The organism is Streptomyces sp. NPDC026538 (assembly GCF_055567535.1).
Map to the genome: position 1 here is coordinate 155,229 of NZ_JBVHQG010000011.1, position 16,988 is coordinate 172,216.

Here is a 16,988-nt window from a genome sequence, read left to right on the forward strand (position 1 = left end):
AAGGGACGCCGGGGCGTCCCTTGCAGATCTTGAGAACTTAGCGGTTGAAAGGGCTGCCCGACCGCCGCATGTGCTGTTGTGGAGCGATGCAGCGATCAGGTGAGCGCAGGCTCCGCCTGGTTTGCGTCGATGCTCTCCATGATCCTGTCGGGAGAAGCGGCAGCCGTCAGCGCGTCGTTCTCGGCCTGAATCCGTCCGAGCTCGGATTCGAGGTCCTGGACACGCTGCTGGAGCCGTCGCATCTCGGCGAGGAGTCGCGGGTCGGAGCCGCCGACGTAACCGAGAAGCGCCTTTGCCATGATGGATGGTCCTCCACACTGAGTGACCGACCGTAGCGGTGTGGGTCGTGAGGGATCGCACCCGCGGTGCTTGACACATCCGAGTGTTACTCGCGTGTTGCTCCATGCCAAACAGCTAAGGTGCGCGGGGCTTTCAGCGTCTCACCAAAAAGTTTGACGGTCAACACGATCACGCCTGTATTGGCGGGCGAACCCGGGCGCGCGCGGCTCAGGACCGGCGGCGCTGCGTCTCCAGCGGGGCCCTCGGAGTGTGGCGATCATCCTTATGCGCGGAGCCTGCCACGACAAGCGATTATTGGCAACCACCAGGCCATTCCCGCTGTGGGCACATGCCGGTGGCAGTTCGCTCCGCTTGTGCCTGCGGGTCTTCGCACGACGGGTCAGCGGATGGCGAAGCCGTCGTAACCGCCGCGGGGTGTGTCCCAGATCTCGGTGACACCCTCCACCCGCCCGGGCGTGTCATCGCCCTGGAGCCAGTCGAGCAGGCCTTCGCAGCCCGTCCGGGAGCCCTCCGCGACCACCTGCACGCGACCGTCGCCCAAATTGAGAGCAAAACCACTCAGGCCGCCGATCTCCAGCGCCTTGGCCCGGGTGAACCAGCGGAATCCCACCCCCTGCACCCGTCCACGGACCCAGGCGACCAGTCGTACATCCTCGCTCATAGAGTGCAACCTAACCGGCCAATGTCACACGGAGCACTTCCGCCCTCCCCGCCATGCGGTACCGTCCCCACCCAATGAATCTCATCTGAAACTCACTCGATCGAGTGAGTCTGGTTGACCAGAAGGAGTCATTGGCCACACCGGCCCCTGGTCGACGCCGACCGCGAGGACGAGGGAAGAAGGCAAGGACATGGGACGCCACCGACGCTCCGACGCCGGCCGCGCCGCCACGGGCCGCGCCACGGGGGTCACGGAGAACGACGGCCCCTACATAGGCGGCCACGAGCCGCAGGACTCGTACGCGGGCCTCCGTTTCGGGACGGGCACCGCGGCCTACCTGCACCAGGAGGCCTACGCCGACGCCAACGCGCGTAGCTCCGCCTACCTGTACGCGAACGAAGAGGACTACACCCGGGCCGACGCCAACGCGCGTAGCTCCGCCTACCTGTACGCGAACGAACAGGACTACGCCCGGGCCGACGACACGGCCGTCTTCTCCAGCGAGGAGTTCGCCCCGGTCATCGGCGGCTCCCCGGCGGGCGGCAGCGGGCACCGGCGCAGGAAGAAGGCCGCACGGCCCATGCGCACGGGCCTGCTCGGCGTCTCGGCCGCCGTCGCCATCGGCACCGTCGCGGTGGCCACCGGCGTGGTACCGGGCCTGGAGAACTACAAGCTCGGCGGCAACACCAGCACCACCGGCGGCGACCGGGTGCAGGCCGACGGGGCTCCCAGCAACACGGCCGCCGAGCAGGGCGGCACCTCCGGCAGCGCCGAGAGCCGGGACACCGGTTCCTCGACCAGCCGGGACACCCAGCGCTCCGGCTCGCCCACGGAGACGGCCGCCGCGTCCGCCTCGGCCCCGGCCTCCGCCTCCTCGTCGCCCGCGCCGACGAAGACGGCGTCCGAGAAGCCGGCGCCCAGCGCCACGCCGTCCAAGAAGGCGACGGCCACGCCCACCAGGTCGGCCACCAAGGCGCCGGTGAAGACCGCCGCGCCGGTCACCGTGTCCGAGGCGGCCGCCGCCGAGGCCGAGGTACTCAAACTGGTGAACGAGGAGCGGGCCAAGGTCGGCTGCAGCGCGCTGTCCGTGAACTCGTCCCTGACCAAGCTGGCCGAGACGTTCAGCGAGGACATGGCCGCGCGGGACTTCTTCGACCACACCGACCCGGACGGCAAGACGCCGTGGGACCGGGCCGCGGCCGCCGGCATAGCCAACCTGGGCGGCGAGAACATAGCCCGGGGCCAGGCCACCGCCCAGGCCGTCATGGACGCCTGGATGAACAGCGAGGGCCACCGCGCCAACATACTGAACTGCGACTTCAAGACCCTCGGGGTCGGCGTGCACTTCGGTTCGGGCGGCCCCTGGTGGACGCAGGACTTCGGCTACTGACACGTCCCGACCGCTGAAGGGTGCGCTAACCGACAGTTAGCGCACCCTGTTGGTTAGCGCTGTGCTCGCTTACGCTTGACGCATGACCATCAGCACCCAGGACCGTCCCGGGGAGACGCGGCCTCCGTACGACGCCTTCGCCCGGGCCTGTCCCTCGCGCACCACGCTCGAACACGTCATGGGCCGCTGGGGCGGGCTGACGCTGAGCGCGCTGCACGAGGGGTCGTTCCGGTTCAACGAGCTGCGCCGGCGCGTGGACGGCGTCAGCGAGAAGATGCTCTCCCAGACCCTCCAGGCGCTGGAGCGCGACGGCCTGGTGCACCGCGAGGCCCAGCCGACCAACCCGCCGCGGGTCGACTACGAACTCACCCCGCTCGGCCGCGAGGTCGCCGAGCGCCTGCTGTCCGTCGTCCACTTCGTGGAGAGCCGGATGGACGAGGTGCTGGCCGCCCGCGAACGCTACGACGCGACGCGCGGCACCCGCTGACACTTCGGGCAGAAGTAGCTGGACCGGTTCATCCAGGGGCGCCTGCGCATCGGCGTGCCGCACCGCCGGCAGGGCAGCCCCTCCCTGCCGTACGCGTCCAGTGAGCGGTCGAAGTAACCCGACTCGCCGTTGACGTTGACATAGAGGCTGTCGAAGCTGGTGCCGCCGACGGCCAGGGCCGCGTTCATCACATCCCGTACATGGCCGAGGAGTTCGGCGGTGCGCGGGCGGGTGAAACCGGCGGTGGGGCGCTCGTAGTGGAGACGGGCCCGCCAAAGGGCCTCGTCCGCGTAGATGTTGCCGACCCCGCTGATCAACGACTGGTCGAGCAGCGCCCTCTTGATGGTGGATCGCTTCCGGCGCAGCGCCTGGTGGAAGGCTTCGTCGTCGAACAGCGGGTCGAGGGGGTCGCGGGCGATGTGCGCGATGACGTCCGGCAGCCCGTCGAGGGTGTTTTCGTGCAACGACAGGCCACCGAAGGTGCGTTGGTCGACGAACCGGAGTTCGGTGCCAAGGCCGTCGGCGAACCTCACGCGGATCCTGAGGTGCTTCTCGTCCGGGGTCTCGTGCGGCTGCACCAGCAACTGACCGCTCATGCCGAGGTGGGCGAGGATCGACTGGTTGGTGTCCTCCAGCGGCAGCCACAGGTACTTGCCCCGCCGGCTGGGGGTGCCGACGCGGTGGCCCTTGAGCCGGTGCGTGAAGTCGTCGGCGCCGGCCAGGTGCCGTCGTACGGCACGCGGATGCAGCACTTCGGTCTCGGCCACGACACGATGGGCGACCCATCGCTCCAGGCCACGCCGTACGACCTCGACCTCGGGCAATTCGGGCATCGCGTCTCCCGTGCAGGACCCTGGACGATGCGAGCGCCCGGCCCTGGGAAGGGACCGGGCGCTCGGATCGTCGCGCTGTTCTTCAGGCGGAGGCGGCGGACGACGAGTCGTCGTCCTCCTCGGCCAGGGCGGCCTGCTCGGCGGCCGCTGCCGCCTTGGCTGCCTTGGCCCGCTCGTCCGCGGCGGCGCGGATGGCGCGCCAGGCGGACTCGGCGGCCTGCTGTTCCGCCTCCTTCTTGCTGCGGCCGGTGCCGGTGCCGTACGAGACGCCTCCGACGCGGGCGGCAGCAGTGAAGGTCTTCTCGTGATCGGGGCCGGTCTCCGTGACCAGGTACTCGGGCACGCCGAGGCCCTCCGTCGCGGTGAGCTCCTGGAGACTGGTCTTCCAGTCCAGGCCGGCTCCGAGGTTCGAGGACCTGTCGATCAGCGGGTCGAAGAGCCGGTGCACCAGCTCGGACGCCGAGTCGAGGCCCTGGTCGAGATAGACCGCGCCGATCACCGCTTCCAGGGTGTCGGCGAGGATGGACGCCTTGTCCCGGCCGCCCGTGCCCTCTTCACCGCGGCCGAGCCGGATGAAGGAACCCAGGTCGAGACCGCGACCCACTTCCGCGAGCGCACGCGAGTTCACCACCGCTGCCCGGAGCTTGGCCAGCTGGCCCTCGGGCAGGTCCGGGTGGGTCTTGTACAGCGTGTCCGTGACGACGAGACCGAGGACGGAGTCACCGAGGAACTCCAGCCGCTCGTTCGTCGGCAGGCCGCCGTTCTCGTACGCGTAGGAACGGTGGGTCAGCGCACGCACCAGAAGGGCGGACTCGAGCTTGTAGCCGAGCCGCCCTTCCAGAAGCGTGTGGGACGAGGCCGTGTTGTCCGTTTTCTTCTTGGCGGTTGGGTCCGCCTTGGCGTCTTCCGCCTTCTTGGGACTGGACACAGTGCCTCTCACCTGGCCGCTCAGACTTCGAGGACCTGGCGCTTGTTGTAGGTGCCGCAAGACGGGCACGCGATGTGCTGCTGCTTGGGCTCGTGGCAGCGCTCGCACGCAACCAGGGTGGGGACCGCAGCCTTCCACTGCGACCGGCGGTGGCGCGTGTTGCTGCGCGACATCTTCCGCTTCGGAACAGCCACGGCTACTTCTCCTGCTTCTCGTCGACGCCCGCTTCCGCGTCAGCGCCGCTCATCTCGTCCTTCTCGCCGTCCTTCGTGGAACCGGCGAGTCCCTGCAAAGCCGCCCAACGGATGTCGACGGCGTCGTGGTGGTGGTCCGGGTCGTCCGCGAGGCGGGCTCCGCACTCGGAGCACAGCCCTGCGCAGTCGTCCTGGCACACCGGCTGCATCGGCAGTGCGAGCACCACCGCATCACGCAGCACGGGTTCGAGGTCGAACAAGCCGTCCTCGATGAAGTACCTGTCCTCGTCGTCCTCGGCGTCGTCGCCCGGTTCCGCGATCACGCGGCCCCGGTCGTCGGCGTCAGGGTACGAGAACAGTTCCTGGAAGTCCGCTTCGAGCTCCTGCTCGACCGGCTCCAGACACCTTACGCACTCCCCCTCGGCCTGTGCACGGGCGGTGCCTGTGACGAGCACACCTTCCATGACCGACTCGAGCCGGAGGTCGAGCTCCACCGGGGCGCCTTCCGGCACTCCGATGACCCCCTTGATACCGAAGTCCTCGGGGGCGTCGATCGTGCGGGTCAGGCGCTGCAGCGCGCCAGGACGCCGCCCCAGCTCGTGTGTGTCGAACACGAACGGGTTGCGGTGGTCGAGGCGTGCGTGAGGAGCCATTCCTGCTTTCGATCTTCGAGTTCAGAGGAACGCCGTCCGGAAGACTGCTCCGGGCAGCGGTGATCGCGAACGTAGACGCGACCGAAGAGCCAGGATACTGGACCTTTCGCTGTCGGCCCAATCCGCTGGCCTTCGGCCCGTTGGCTACAGTCCCCGGCCCTGCTCGTACGCCCTCAGCTGCTCCGGCGTGATCATGCCGGTGTCGAAGAGGCTGGTCTCGTCCAGAGCGTACGACTGGTGCTGGACCGGCTGCTGCTGGGGGTCGTAGACGGGCTGCTGACCGGTGTCGTAGCCCTGGTAGGCGTAGGGGTCGGCCTGCTGGTAGCCGTAGGGGTCCTGCTGGGCGTAGGCGGGCTGCTGCTGGGGGTAGCCGCCGTAGGGGTCCTGCTGCTGCGGGTAGCCGTACGGATCCTGCGCCACGGGCTGCTGCACCGGCTGCTGGTCGTACTGCGGCTGCTGCTGGGCGGCGGCGGGCTGCTCGGCCTGTGCCGCCTGCGCGGCCTGGGCGTCCTGGTCGGCGAGGGCCGCGAGGTCGGCGAGGTAGTCGGCGTCGCTGGAGTGCTGGAAGGTCGTGTTGTCGTCGGCCAGGGCACCGAGGGCGTCGGAGGCGATCCGGCCGTGCAGCTTGGCGCGGCCCTTGCCGACGGCCTCCAGGGTCTTGGCGAGGACCGCCTCGAAGGCGCCGAGCTTGACGTCGACGTAGGCGTCCGCGTCCCGGCGCAGGGTCTCGGGGTCGTGGCTGCGCTCGGGGGCGTCCTCGTCCTCGTAGCCCTGCTCGTCCAGGCCGGGTCCGGTGCCGAGGAGCTTCTCGCGGCCACGGCCGACCGAGCCGAGGGTCTTGGTGAGGACGACCTCGAAGTTGGCGAGCTTGGAGTCGACGTAGTCGTCGGCGTCGGCGCGGATCTCCTCCGCCTCCCGGCGGGCCTCGCCGAGGATACGGTCGGCCTCCGCCTGGGAGCGGCGGGCCACCTCGGTGTCGGAGATCAGCGAGCCACGCTCGGCGTGCGCGGTCTCGATGATCCGCTCGGCCTCCATGCGCGCCTGCTCGACCATCTGTTCACGGTCGCCGATCAGCTCCTGGGCCTGGGCGAGGGAGCCGGGCAGCGCCTGGCGCAGCTCCTCGAGCATCGCGAGCAGGTCGGCCCGGTTGACCACGCACGATGCCGACATGGGCATGGCCCGGGCGCCGGAGACCGTGGCCACGATCTCATCGAGCTTGTTCTGTACGTCCACCCTGCGCTCGCCACTCTCTACAGCCGTGTTGGAGACGGACGGGACGACTGTAGCCCCATCAGTCCCGGTGAATACGCTTGTTGAGGGCCTCGATAACGGCCGCCGGAACCAGGTGCGACACGTCCCCGCCCCATTGGGCCACCTCCTTGACCAGGGAGGACGAGAGGAAGCTGTAGGTCGGGTTGGTCGGCACGAAGAGCGTCTCCACGCCCGAGAGACCGATGTTCATCTGGGCCATCTGCAGCTCGTAGTCGAAGTCGCTGACGGCTCGCAGGCCCTTGACGATGGCGGGGATCTCGCGCTGCTTGCAGAAGTCGACGAGGAGGCCGTGGAACGCCTCGACGCGGACGTTCCCGTAGTCGGCGGTGACCTGGCGGATCAGGTCGATCCGCTCGTCGATCTCGAACAGGCCCTTCTTGGACTTGTTGATCATCACTGCGACGTAGACCTCGTCGTAGAGACGGGACGCACGGGCAATGATGTCGAGGTGTCCGTTGGTGATCGGGTCGAATGACCCGGGACAGACGGCGCGGCGCACTTGTGATCCCTCGCTCTCCGGTCCGGTCATCGTGCGTCTTCGCACGTAGAGGCGGCGCGACCGTACCAAAACGTTCCCTCGCCGTAGCGACGGGACCGGAGGGCCTCGAAGCCGGTCGGCCAATGGAAGTCGCCGCCTCTGGTGCTGCGCTCCACGGTGACGAGCGCCTCCGGCGCTAGCCAGCCCCCCGAGTGGAGTGTGAGGAGAATCTCCCGAAGATCGTCGTCCGAGACGGCGTACGGGGGGTCCAGGAAGACGAGGTCGTACGGCTGCCCGGGCGCCGGTGACTGGACGATCTGTTCCGCTTTGGCCGCCCGCACCTCGGCGCCGGGCAGGCCCAAATTCTTCACGTTCTCCCGGACGACGCGGGCGGCCCTGGGGTCGGCCTCCACGAGGAGGGTGTGGCCGGCGCCCCGGGAGAGGGCCTCCAGGCCTACGGCTCCCGAACCGGCGTACAGGTCCAGGACGCGTTCGCCGTCCAGGGGGCCGCCGAGGAGGGACTGCCAGGTGGAGAAGAGGCCTTCGCGTGCGCGATCCGAAGTGGGCCGGGTTCCTGTGCCGGGCGGCACGGAGAGGCGCCGTCCGCCTGCCTGGCCGGCGATCACGCGGGTCATGGGGGGGGTCCTTCTTCGAGGGCGGCTTTACGGATTCAGTTTGGCAGGCCCACGGGGGTGTGTGCCTGGTCTGCGACGGCGGCTACGGGTCCACGGTGGCTCGTCGCGCCCCGCGGCGGGGCCGCATGTCGACCACAGTCCCGAGTCCCTGAGGTGGCCGCCTCCTAGCCCTTTTCCAGGAACTGCTCTCTCTCCTCGTCCAACAGGGCGTCCAGAGCCGTCCGCAACCCCGCGAGACCGGTCAGCTCGGGGTCCTTCGCCACCAAGGCCGTGGCCTCCTCTCTCGCCTCCGCGATGATCTCCTCGTCCTCGATCACCGCCAGGACCCTCAGGCTGGAGCGGACTCCGGACTGGGCCTGGCCCAGCACATCGCCCTCTCTGCGCTGTTCGAGGTCGATGCGGGAGAGCTCGAAGCCGTCCAGGGTCGAGGCGACGGCCGTCAGCCGCTGGCGGGCCGGGCTCGCCTCGGGCATCTCCGTGACCAGGAGGCAGAGGCCGGCGGCGGAGCCGCGCCCGACCCGGCCGCGCAGCTGGTGCAGCTGGGAGACGCCGAAACGGTCGGCGTCCATGATCACCATGGCGGTGGCGTTGGGGACGTTCACGCCGACCTCGATGACCGTCGTGGCGACCAGGACGTCCGTGTCGCCGGCCGCGAAGCGGCGCATCACCGCGTCCTTGTCGTCCGGGTGCATCCTGCCGTGCAGGACCTCCACCCGCAGGCCGCTGAGCGGGCCCTTGGCGAGGTGGTCGGCGACGTCCAGGACGGCCAGCGGAGGGCGCTTCTCGGCTTCGTCCTCGGCCGTCCTCCTCGCCTTCTTGGGGTCCTCCTCCTCGTCTCCGATGCGGGGGCAGACGACGTACGCCTGGTGGCCGTTGCCGACTTCCTCGCGGACCCGTTCCCAGGCGCGGGCCAGGAAGTGGGGCTTGTCGGCGGCGGGGACGACATGCGTGGCGATCGGGGAGCGGCCGGCCGGCAGCTGGTCCAGGACCGAGGTCTCCAGGTCGCCGAAGACCGTCATGGCGACCGTGCGCGGGATGGGGGTCGCCGTCATGACCAGGAGGTGCGGGGGTTGGGTGCCCTTGCCGCGCAGGGCGTCGCGCTGTTCCACGCCGAAGCGGTGCTGTTCGTCGACCACCACCAGGCCCAGGTCGTGGAACTGGACCTTGTCCTCGATCAGCGCATGGGTGCCGATCACCAGACCGGCGTCCCCGGTGACGAGGTCGAGCATGGCCTGGCGGCGGGCGGCCGTGCCCATCGAGCCGGTGAGCAGGACGACCTTGGTGGCGTGCTCGGCGCCGCCCAGCATGCCGCCTTCCGCCAGCTCCCCCATCATCTCGGTGATCGAGCGGTGGTGCTGCTGGGCCAGCACCTCGGTGGGAGCGAGCATGGCCGCCTGGCCGCCCGCGTCGACCACCGCGAGCATGGCACGCAGCGCCACCAGTGTCTTGCCGCTGCCGACCTCGCCCTGCAGGAGGCGGTGCATCGGGTGTTCGGTGGCCAGGTCGTCGAAGATCTCCTTCGAGACCTTCTGCTGGCCGTCCGTGAGGGTGAACGGGAGACGGTCGTCGAAGGCCGTGAGGAGGCCGTCGGGGCTGGGTCTGCGGGCCACCGCCGGGAGTTGGGCGTCGGTGTGGCGGCGACGGGCCAGGGCGACCTGGAGGACGAAGGCCTCGTCCCACTTGAGGCGGTCGCGGGCCTGCGCGATGTCCGCCTTGGTGTGCGGGCGGTGGATCTTGAGCAGGGCCTCGGGGAGGGAGACCAGACCGCGGCCCTCGCGGAGGGCCGGCGGAAGGGGGTCCAGGGCCTCCTGGACGCTCGGCAGCACCGTCTGGATCGCCTTGCCGATCTTCCAGGACTCCAGCTTGGCGGTGGCCGGATAGAGCGGGATCAGGGCTCCGGCCCAGGTCTCCACCGATTCGGCCGGGTCGTCGCCGCGGAGCAGTTCGTAGGCCGGGTGGGCCAGTTGGAGGCGGCGGTTGAAGACCGAGGCCTTGCCGGCGAACATCGCGCGCGTGCCCGGCAGGAGTTCCTTGTGGGGCTTGTGCACACCGTTGCCGAAGAAGACCAGTTGGAGCCGGCCGCTGCCGTCGGTGATCGTGACCTCCAGCCGCTGCCCCTTGCCGCGCGGTGCCTTGGAGGATGCGAACGTGTGCAGGCGGGCGTCGGCCACCATGGCGACCACGGTCACGTGTTCGTCCATGGGCAGGTCGGCGAGGTGGGTGAGCTGGCCGCGCTCCTCGTATCTGCGGGGGTAGTGGTGCAGGAGATCGCCGACCGTGTGCAGGCCGAGATGCTCGGCCATCACCTTCGCGGTGGCTGGGCCGAGCACCTTCTTCAGTGGTTCTTCCAGTGCGGGCACGAGATCCATTGCACACCACGCCACTGACAATGCCGTATATGTCTCGGGAAACCCCTGGTCAGACGGCCGTTTTGAGTCATAGGATGGCGCGCTCCGGCCATCCTTCCGCGGTCACCACCCCACCAGGGACCGCCCGACCCCGCGCCGACCTCGTCTTCCCCCCTCCGGCGTAGCGACGATGGACTCCCAGACCTCACAGTCATCCCAGGCATCACAGTCACCACATACGTTCCAGGTCGACCTGCGTGGTCTGGTGGACCTGCTCTCCCATCACCTCTACTCCAGCCCCAAGGTCTACCTGCGCGAGCTGTTGCAGAACGCGGTGGACGCCATCACCGCCAGACGGGCCGAGCAGCCCGACGCCCCGGCGCGGGTGCGGCTGTACGCCGACGGCAGTGCCCTCCGGGTGGAGGACAGCGGCGTCGGGCTCACCGAGTCGGACGTGCACAGCCTGCTCGCGACCATCGGGCGCAGCTCCAAGCGGGCGGACGGGCTGCAGGAGGCCCGCTCGGACTTCCTGGGCCAGTTCGGCATCGGACTGCTGGCCTGCTTCGTGGTCGCCGAGCGGATCCGGGTGGTCAGCCGCAGTGCCCGCACGCCGGACGCGCCGCCCGTGGAGTGGACGGCCCGCGACGACGGGTCGTACACCGTGCGGACGTTGGCGCCCGAGGAGCGGCCCGAACCCGGCACCACCGTGCATCTGGTGGCGCGGGCGGGGGCGGCGGAGTGGCTGGACGAGCGGCGGGTGCTCGCGCTGGCGCGGGACTTCGGTTCGCTGCTGCCCTACGACGTCCGGGTGGGCGACGAGGCGGTCACCGACCTGCCCGCGCCCTGGGACCGGCCGTACCCCTCCCCCGGCACCCGCCGGGTGGCGCTGGCCCGGCACTGTCAGGAGCTGTTCGGGTTCGCGCCGCTGGACTCGATCGCCCTCGACGTGCCGGTGGCCGGGATCCGGGGGGTGGCGTACGTGCTGCCGTCGGCGGTGAGTCCCGCCCAGCGGGCGACCCATCGCGTGCACCTCAAGGGCATGCTGCTCACCGAGCGGGCCGAACAGCTGCTGCCGGACTGGGCGTTCTTCGTGCGCTGTGTCCTGGACACGGACAGTCTGCGGCCGACCGCCTCGCGCGAGTCGCTGTACGAGGACGAGACGCTGGCCGCCGTACGGGAGGCGCTCGGCGAAAGGATTCGGTCCTGGCTGACCGGGCTGGCCGCCGGTGATCCGGAACGGCTTTCGGCGTTCCTGTCCGTGCACCACCTGGGTGTGAAGTCGCTGGCCCGGCACGACCGGGAGATGCTGCGCACGATGCTGCCGTGGCTCCCCTTCGAGACCACCGACGGGCAGCTGTCCCTGGAGGAGTTCGCGCAGCGCCACCCGGTGGTGCACTTCACGCGGACGGTCGAGGAGTACCGGCAGGTCGCGCCGATCGCCTCCGCCCAGGGCATCGGGGTGATCAACGGCGGTTACACGTACGACAGCGAGCTGGTCGAGGCGCTGCCGTCGGTGCGGCCCGGGACGGTGGTCGCGGAGCTGGACGCGGACACCGTGACCGCGCACCTGGACGCGGTGGATCCGGCGGAGGAGCTGGCGCTGGCGGGCTTCCTCGCGGCCGCGCGGGCGAAGCTGGACCCGCTGGGCTGTGATGTCGTCCTGCGCGCCTTCCACCCGCTCTCCGTGCCCGCGCTGCACCTGGACGACCGGGCCGCGCGGCACGAGCAGGCCCGCGCTCAGGCCGAGGAACAGGCCGACGACCTGTGGGCGGGCATCCTGGGCTCGCTGCGCGGCAGCGCACCCCGGGCGCGTCTGGTGCTCAACCATCTCAACCCGCTGATCCGGCGGATCAGTTCCCTGACGGACCCGGAGCTGATCGGCACCGCGAGCGAATCGCTCTACGGGCAGGCGCTGCTGATGGCCCAGCGCCCGCTGCGGCCCGCCGACTCGGCGCTGATCAACCGCTCGTTCATCGGCCTCCTGGAGTGGGCCACTCATGGGGAGGGTGACCGCTGATGGCCGAAACCGGCGGGATCGCGGACTTCGACTCGCTGCGCCGCGCGATGGCCGAGAACTCCGAGGAGCCGGAGGGTCCCGCCCGCAACGCGCGCGCGGAGCAGCTGCTGGCTGAGGCCGAGAAGCTGAACATCCCGCTCGCCGTGATCGAGGCGCTCGGGCACCAGCTGAAGGTCTACAACTACAGCTCCGAGAAGGACAAGATGTTCGTCCCCTTCGCGCGGCTGCTGCGCCTGTGGGACGAGCGGCCCGGGGACTTCGACGAGTACGAGACGCATTCCCTGCACTGGGTCTTCAAGTGGATGTCGGCCGGCATGCTCGACCAGCCGCACGTCCCGCTCGCCTCGATCGAGAAGTGGCTGGGCGAGATGGAGCACCGCTACCGGCTCGCCGGGCACTCCGAGCGGGCGGTGCGCAGCGCCGAGTTCAGTGTCGCCGGGCACATCGGTGACTTCACGCGCGCGGAGCGGGCGTACTCGGCGTGGCTGGCGGCGGACCGGGACCGGATGGCCGACTGCCACGCGTGCGAGCTGCACGGGCAGGGCGCCTGGCAGCTGCGCAACGGCCGGGACGCCGAGGCCCTGGAGCTGTGGCGGCCGGTCCTGGAGGGCGAGTACAGCTGCGCCCACGAGCCGCACACGGTCCTCGCCTCCTCCCTGACCCCGCTGCTGCGGCTCGGCCGGGTCGACGAGGCCCGCGCCCACCATCTGCGCGGCTTCCGGCTGGTCCGCCCCATGGAGAGCATGCGCGGCGCGTACGCGGACCATGTGGAGTTCTGCGCGCTGACCGGGAACGAGGCGCGCGGTCTCGAACTGCTGGCGGAACGTCCCGCCTACTTCACGGACAGCGGGCAGCCGCGCAGCCGGATGGACTTCCTGTCGGTGGTGACGCTGCTGATGGAGCGGCTGACCGAGCTGGGCCTCGGTGAGCAGCGGGTGCCGGGCCCCGCCGGGCGGCCGTGGAGCGCCGGGGAACTCGCCGGGCACGCGCGCGCGGAGGCCCTGGAGCTGGCCGCGCGGTTCGACGCGCGCAACGGCACCTCCTATGTCGGCGACCAGTTGCGCGAGCGCATGGCCCAGCGGCCGCTGGTGGACCGGCTGCCGCTGGGCGTGCGGGCGGTGCGGACGGCGCCCGCCGGGCCGGTCGCGCCGGTTGTGCGGGCGCCCGCGCCGGAGCGGCCGTCGCTGCCCGCGCTGCTCGCCGAGGCGCGCCGGCTGTCGGACGCGCTCCAGCCGCACGCCCTGGAGGCCTGGGCGGCGGTCGCGGAGGCCGCCGAGAGCACCGAGGTGGACACCTACGTCCGCGCGGAGATCGCCGACCACACGGCGATGGGCCGCGGCCCGGAGGGCGTCGAGCTGTTCGAGCGGGCGGCCGAGCTGTACGCGGAGGCCGGCGACGAGGGCGAGGCGATCGCGGCACGCGCGCGTGCGGCCTACGTCCGCGCGCTGTCCGGGGAACTGGACGAGGCGACGGCGGCGATCGGCGAGCCGTACGACCGGATCCTCGCGCTGTACGCCGACGACGCCACCGGCGTACGGCAGACGGCGTCCGTGCTGATGAGCCGGGCGCGGATCCTGATGCGGTGGGTGCACGAGCGGTCGGAGGGCGCCGCCGACGCCGAGCAGGCCGTACGGGAGCTGCTGGCGCTCGTCGGCGGGCGCGGTGGGTCCGACGTGCGGCTGGTGTCCCGGGCGGCCGAGGGGCGGGCGATGCTCGCCGAACTGGCCGAGCACGCCGGCGACGAGAAGCGGGCGGGCGAGCTGTTCCGGCAGGCGTCGGCGCAGTTCGTCGGCGCGGAGCTGCCGTGGTTCGCGGTGGAGTACGAGGTGCGGGTGGCCGCGCTCGCCCATGAGCAGGGCGACCTGGCCGAGGCGGAGCGGGCGCTGCGGGCGGCCCTGGAGCACGGCGGGCCGTATGTGGAGCCGGTCGGGCGGGCCCAGCTGCATCTCCAGCTGGCCGAGGTGCTCGGCGGCCGGGGCGCGGCCGAGGAGGCCGCCGAGCACGCCCTGGAGGCCGCGCACTGGGCCGACGAGGCCGGGGAGAGCGGCACCCTGGGCGCCTGGGCGCGGCACCAGCTGGGCGGCTTCCTGCTGCGGCAGGGGCGGTTCGCGGAGGCCGCCGAGGTGCTGGAGTCGGCGCTGGCCGACCTGAGCGCCGAGACGCACGGCGACGGCGCGGTCGTCCAGACCCAGTGGTGGCTCGGGGACTGTCTGAGCGAGCTCGGCGAGCACCACGCGGCGGCCGAACGGCGGCTCCAGGCGGCCGAGATCGCCCGGCACTGGCCCGAGCAGCACGACCACGCCACCCTCGCGCACCTGGCCGCGGAGTCGCTGGGCCACGCGGGGCTGGCCGCCGAGGCGGACCGGGCGTACACGCGCGCGGGCGAGTTGTGGCGGGCGATGGGCAATGTGCACTTCCTGGTCCGCTCGCTGCGGGCCCGCGCGTGGCTGGCGCTGCGTACCGAGGCCGGGATGGCGGGCGCGCGGCGGCTGATGGCGGCCGCGGTGGCGGAGTGCGAGGCGGCGCTGGCCGGGCTCCCCACGGCCGCCGACCCGGCCGCCCGGGAGCGGCTCACCGGCGAACTCGGCCACACCCACCGGCAGTTCGGGGATCTGCTGGCCCGGTCCGTGCCCGACGACGCGGAGGACGCGACGATCCAGGACGCGTTCGAGGCGGCGCTGGCCGAGATGACGGCCGCGATCGCCGTCTTCGCCGAGCTGGGCGAGGACGGGCTGCACAGCCGTACCGGCGCCGAGCTCGCGGCGGGCTGGCTGGAGGCCGACCTGAGCCGGCCGGCCGACGCGGCGGCACGCGCGCGTGCCGTGCTGGACGCCTACGAGGGCGCCGACCCGGACGACGAGACGGTCCGGGCCCGGCGGGCGGAGGCACGGCAGCTGCTGGAGCCCACGGAGGCGTGAAGGGGCGTGCGCAGGGGGCTCACTCGACGCCGATGAGGAGCGGGGCCCCCTGCCGGCCGCCGTTGTAGACCACCGTGTCGACGGCGAGGTACGCCTCGCGCACCCGTGCCTCCAGGCGTTCGGTGACGCCCTCGGGCGCCTCGTCGCCGAGGACGAGGGTGACCAGCTCGCCGCCGGCCTGGAGCATGCGGTCGAGGACGGTCTCGGCGGTGGCCGTCACGTCCGAGCCGATCACCGCCACGTCACCGTCGATGAGGCCCAGCACGTCGCCGGCCTGGCAGATGCCGGCCATGGTCCAGGACTGTCGTTCCGCGACCACGACCTCGGCGTAGCGGGTGGCGCCGGCCGCCGAGGTCATCTGGACGACGTCCTCGTCGAAGCGGCGGTCGGGCTGGTGCACCGCGAGCGCGGCGATGCCCTGGACCGCCGAGCGGGTCGGGATGAGGGCGACCCGGATGCCCTCCGCGCGGACCTGCTCGGCCGCCGCGGCCGCCGTGTGCCGCAGGTCGGCGTCGTTGGGCAGCAGCACCACCTCGCGCGCGTGGGCCCGGCGTACGGCGTCCACCAGCTCCCCGCTGGCGGGCGGCTCCCCGGGGCGGGCGAGCACGGTGGTCGCGCCGGACTCGCTGTACAGCCCGACCAGCCCCTCCCCCGGCACGACGGCCACCACGGCCCGCTGCACCCGCTCGCGCGGCGGCTCCGCGCCGGTGTGCACGTCCCCCGCGCCGAAGTGCGTGATCCGGATCCGGTACGGCCGCCCCGCCTCGACGCCCGCCTCCACGGCGGCGCCGGCGTCGTCGACGTGCACATGGACGTTCCACAGGCCGTCGCCGCCGACCACCACCAGGGAGTCGCCGAGGACGTCGAGCCGCGCCCGCAGCCGGTCCACGGCGGCGTTCTCGGCCTCCAGGAGATAGATGACCTCGAAGGCGGGACCCCCGGCCGACTCGGCGCACGCCTCGGCGCGGGCGTCGGAAACGGCGTCCACGCGCGCGTGGACGACCGGGAGCGCTCCGTACGCCCGCACGTCGAAAGCCGTCGGCGTCTCCCCCGTGAACGCCTCCACCAGCGCCCCGAGCACCTCGACCAGACCCCGTCCGCCGGCGTCGACGACTCCGGCCCGCTCCAGCGCGGCCAGCTGTCCCGGGGTCTCCGCGAGTGCCTTGCACGCGCCCTCGTAGGCGGCCCGGGCGATCACCCCGCAGTCACCCTCGGCCACGTCGGCGGCGTCGGCCGCTGCCGCCGCGACCGACAGCACGGTGCCCTCGACGGGGTGGGCCACGGCCTCGCGGGCGGCGTCGGCGGCGTGCCGCAGGGCGAGCCGCAGCCTCTCCCCGTCGATGTGAGTCGTCTCACCCTCGGTGACGACATGGGCCATGCCGCGCAGCAGCTGCGCCAGGATCGTGCCGGAGTTGCCGCGCGCGCCTATCAGGGCGCCGTGCGCCATCGCGCGGACGGCGTCGGCCAGGGTGGGGACCTCTTCGCCCAGCTCGTAGCCGGCGAAGACGGCCTCCACGGCGCCGGCGGCCGACTCCACCGTCAGATAGAGGTTCGTGCCCGTGTCACCGTCGGCCACCGGGTAGACGTTGATCGCGTCGATCTCCTCGCGCGCCCGGCCGATCGCCCCGAGCGCGAGACCGCACCAGGTGCGTACCGCGAGAGCATCGAAGAATGTCTGCGGCACCTGCGCCACCTGCGCCTCCTTGAGCTGGCCCGACGTGGTCGCAGCGTAGACCCCGGAAGGCTGTCCACCGGAAGAGGGCCGGGAGCCGACCCCTGAGCTGCCATGCTAGTTTCGTCTAACCGACGCGGCCGTTGTATGCTGCTCCGGTTGCCCGATCTGATCGGGCCATCACCCCTGGCAACGCCACTCA

Annotated in this window: 15 protein-coding genes; 4 read left to right on the forward strand and 11 right to left on the reverse strand. The window is 71.5% G+C overall.

All coding sequences use genetic code 11. The annotated features are described in order from the left end of the window. Positions 1–95: 95 nt before the first annotated feature. On the reverse strand, positions 96–299 hold the full coding sequence (locus ACZ4N4_RS35840) for a hypothetical protein (protein ID WP_360484835.1): 204 nt from the start codon (positions 297–299) through the stop codon (positions 96–98). Positions 300–679: 380 nt separating this feature from the next. Beyond that, the gene (locus ACZ4N4_RS35845) at positions 680–961 is read right to left on the reverse strand and encodes an acylphosphatase (RefSeq protein WP_089098517.1); all 282 of its coding nucleotides are present in this window, start codon (positions 959–961) and stop codon (positions 680–682) included. Between the two features lie 190 nt (positions 962–1,151). Between ACZ4N4_RS35845 and ACZ4N4_RS35850 the strand changes: the two genes are divergently transcribed. Together ACZ4N4_RS35850 and ACZ4N4_RS35855 are read left to right on the forward strand one after the other, a co-directional pair. Next, positions 1,152–2,351, forward strand: coding sequence for a CAP domain-containing protein (locus tag ACZ4N4_RS35850; protein ID WP_467596745.1), 1,200 nt, complete (start codon positions 1,152–1,154; stop codon positions 2,349–2,351). An 82-nt stretch (positions 2,352–2,433) separates the two neighbouring features. Next, positions 2,434–2,838, forward strand: a complete 405-nt coding sequence (locus ACZ4N4_RS35855) for a winged helix-turn-helix transcriptional regulator (protein WP_467596748.1) — start codon at positions 2,434–2,436, stop codon at positions 2,836–2,838. Here the strand turns inward: ACZ4N4_RS35855 and mutM are convergent. From mutM to recG, 8 genes are all read right to left on the reverse strand, one after another. Further along, entirely contained in the window at positions 2,811–3,671 is an 861-nt protein-coding gene (mutM, locus tag ACZ4N4_RS35860) for a bifunctional DNA-formamidopyrimidine glycosylase/DNA-(apurinic or apyrimidinic site) lyase (protein WP_467596751.1), read from the reverse strand. The two genes, ACZ4N4_RS35855 and mutM, sit on opposite strands and share 28 nt — an antisense overlap. An 82-nt stretch (positions 3,672–3,753) precedes the next feature. Then, complete coding sequence (gene rnc, locus ACZ4N4_RS35865) at positions 3,754–4,611, reverse strand: ribonuclease III (RefSeq protein ID WP_453573518.1); 858 nt, start codon at positions 4,609–4,611, stop codon at positions 3,754–3,756. Between the two features lie 8 nt (positions 4,612–4,619). Further along, complete coding sequence (gene rpmF / locus ACZ4N4_RS35870; protein ID WP_003951102.1) at positions 4,620–4,793, reverse strand: 50S ribosomal protein L32; 174 nt, start codon at positions 4,791–4,793, stop codon at positions 4,620–4,622. A 2-nt stretch (positions 4,794–4,795) separates the two neighbouring features. After that, the gene (locus ACZ4N4_RS35875) at positions 4,796–5,446 is read right to left on the reverse strand and encodes a YceD family protein (RefSeq protein ID WP_365804029.1); all 651 of its coding nucleotides are present in this window, start codon (positions 5,444–5,446) and stop codon (positions 4,796–4,798) included. 144 nt (positions 5,447–5,590) lie between these two features. Then, on the reverse strand, positions 5,591–6,679 hold the full coding sequence (locus ACZ4N4_RS35880; protein ID WP_453573516.1) for an ATP synthase F0 subunit B: 1,089 nt from the start codon (positions 6,677–6,679) through the stop codon (positions 5,591–5,593). A 58-nt stretch (positions 6,680–6,737) separates the two neighbouring features. Then, positions 6,738–7,217 carry a pantetheine-phosphate adenylyltransferase gene (gene coaD, locus ACZ4N4_RS35885; RefSeq protein ID WP_450766085.1) on the reverse strand — a complete coding sequence of 160 codons (480 nt, stop codon included), beginning with the start codon at positions 7,215–7,217 and terminating at the stop codon, positions 6,738–6,740. A 26-nt stretch (positions 7,218–7,243) separates the two neighbouring features. Further along, a complete protein-coding gene (rsmD, locus tag ACZ4N4_RS35890) occupies positions 7,244–7,831 on the reverse strand; it encodes a 16S rRNA (guanine(966)-N(2))-methyltransferase RsmD (protein WP_467596757.1) in 588 nt (195 codons plus the stop codon). Positions 7,832–7,995: 164 nt separating this feature from the next. After that, positions 7,996–10,200, reverse strand: coding sequence for an ATP-dependent DNA helicase RecG (recG, locus tag ACZ4N4_RS35895; RefSeq protein ID WP_467596760.1), 2,205 nt, complete (start codon positions 10,198–10,200; stop codon positions 7,996–7,998). Between the two features lie 169 nt (positions 10,201–10,369). Here recG and ACZ4N4_RS35900 point away from each other — a divergent pair, with 169 nt between their 5' ends. Together ACZ4N4_RS35900 and ACZ4N4_RS35905 are read left to right on the forward strand one after the other, a co-directional pair. Further along, a complete protein-coding gene (locus ACZ4N4_RS35900; RefSeq protein ID WP_467596763.1) occupies positions 10,370–12,196 on the forward strand; it encodes an HSP90 family protein in 1,827 nt (608 codons plus the stop codon). Beyond that, complete coding sequence (locus tag ACZ4N4_RS35905; RefSeq protein WP_467596765.1) at positions 12,196–15,114, forward strand: tetratricopeptide repeat protein; 2,919 nt, start codon at positions 12,196–12,198, stop codon at positions 15,112–15,114. Before ACZ4N4_RS35900 ends, ACZ4N4_RS35905 begins: the two co-directional genes overlap by 1 nt. 19 nt (positions 15,115–15,133) lie before the next feature. Here the strand turns inward: ACZ4N4_RS35905 and ACZ4N4_RS35910 are convergent, their stop codons facing one another. Continuing rightward, positions 15,134–16,807: a DAK2 domain-containing protein gene (locus ACZ4N4_RS35910; protein WP_467596767.1), complete on the reverse strand. Its 1,674-nt coding sequence runs from the start codon at positions 16,805–16,807 to the stop codon at positions 15,134–15,136. Between the last annotated feature and the right edge of the window lie 181 nt (positions 16,808–16,988).

Bases quoted from the DNA above. Each gene is read 5' to 3' on its own strand.
- mutM (WP_467596751.1), bottom strand. From the start codon at position 3,671: ATGCCCGAATTGCCCGAGGTCGAGGTCGTACGGCGTGGCCTGGAGCGA.
- recG (WP_467596760.1), bottom strand. From the start codon at position 10,200: ATGGATCTCGTGCCCGCACTGGAAGAACCACTGAAGAAGGTGCTCGGC.
- ACZ4N4_RS35905 (WP_467596765.1), top strand. From the start codon at position 12,196: ATGGCCGAAACCGGCGGGATCGCGGACTTCGACTCGCTGCGCCGCGCG.
- ACZ4N4_RS35855 (WP_467596748.1), top strand. From the start codon at position 2,434: ATGACCATCAGCACCCAGGACCGTCCCGGGGAGACGCGGCCTCCGTAC.
- ACZ4N4_RS35840 (WP_360484835.1), bottom strand. From the start codon at position 299: ATGGCAAAGGCGCTTCTCGGTTACGTCGGCGGCTCCGACCCGCGACTC.
- ACZ4N4_RS35875 (WP_365804029.1), bottom strand. From the start codon at position 5,446: ATGGCTCCTCACGCACGCCTCGACCACCGCAACCCGTTCGTGTTCGAC.
- ACZ4N4_RS35900 (WP_467596763.1), top strand. From the start codon at position 10,370: ATGGACTCCCAGACCTCACAGTCATCCCAGGCATCACAGTCACCACAT.
- rsmD (WP_467596757.1), bottom strand. From the start codon at position 7,831: ATGACCCGCGTGATCGCCGGCCAGGCAGGCGGACGGCGCCTCTCCGTG.
- ACZ4N4_RS35850 (WP_467596745.1), top strand. From the start codon at position 1,152: ATGGGACGCCACCGACGCTCCGACGCCGGCCGCGCCGCCACGGGCCGC.
- ACZ4N4_RS35845 (WP_089098517.1), bottom strand. From the start codon at position 961: ATGAGCGAGGATGTACGACTGGTCGCCTGGGTCCGTGGACGGGTGCAG.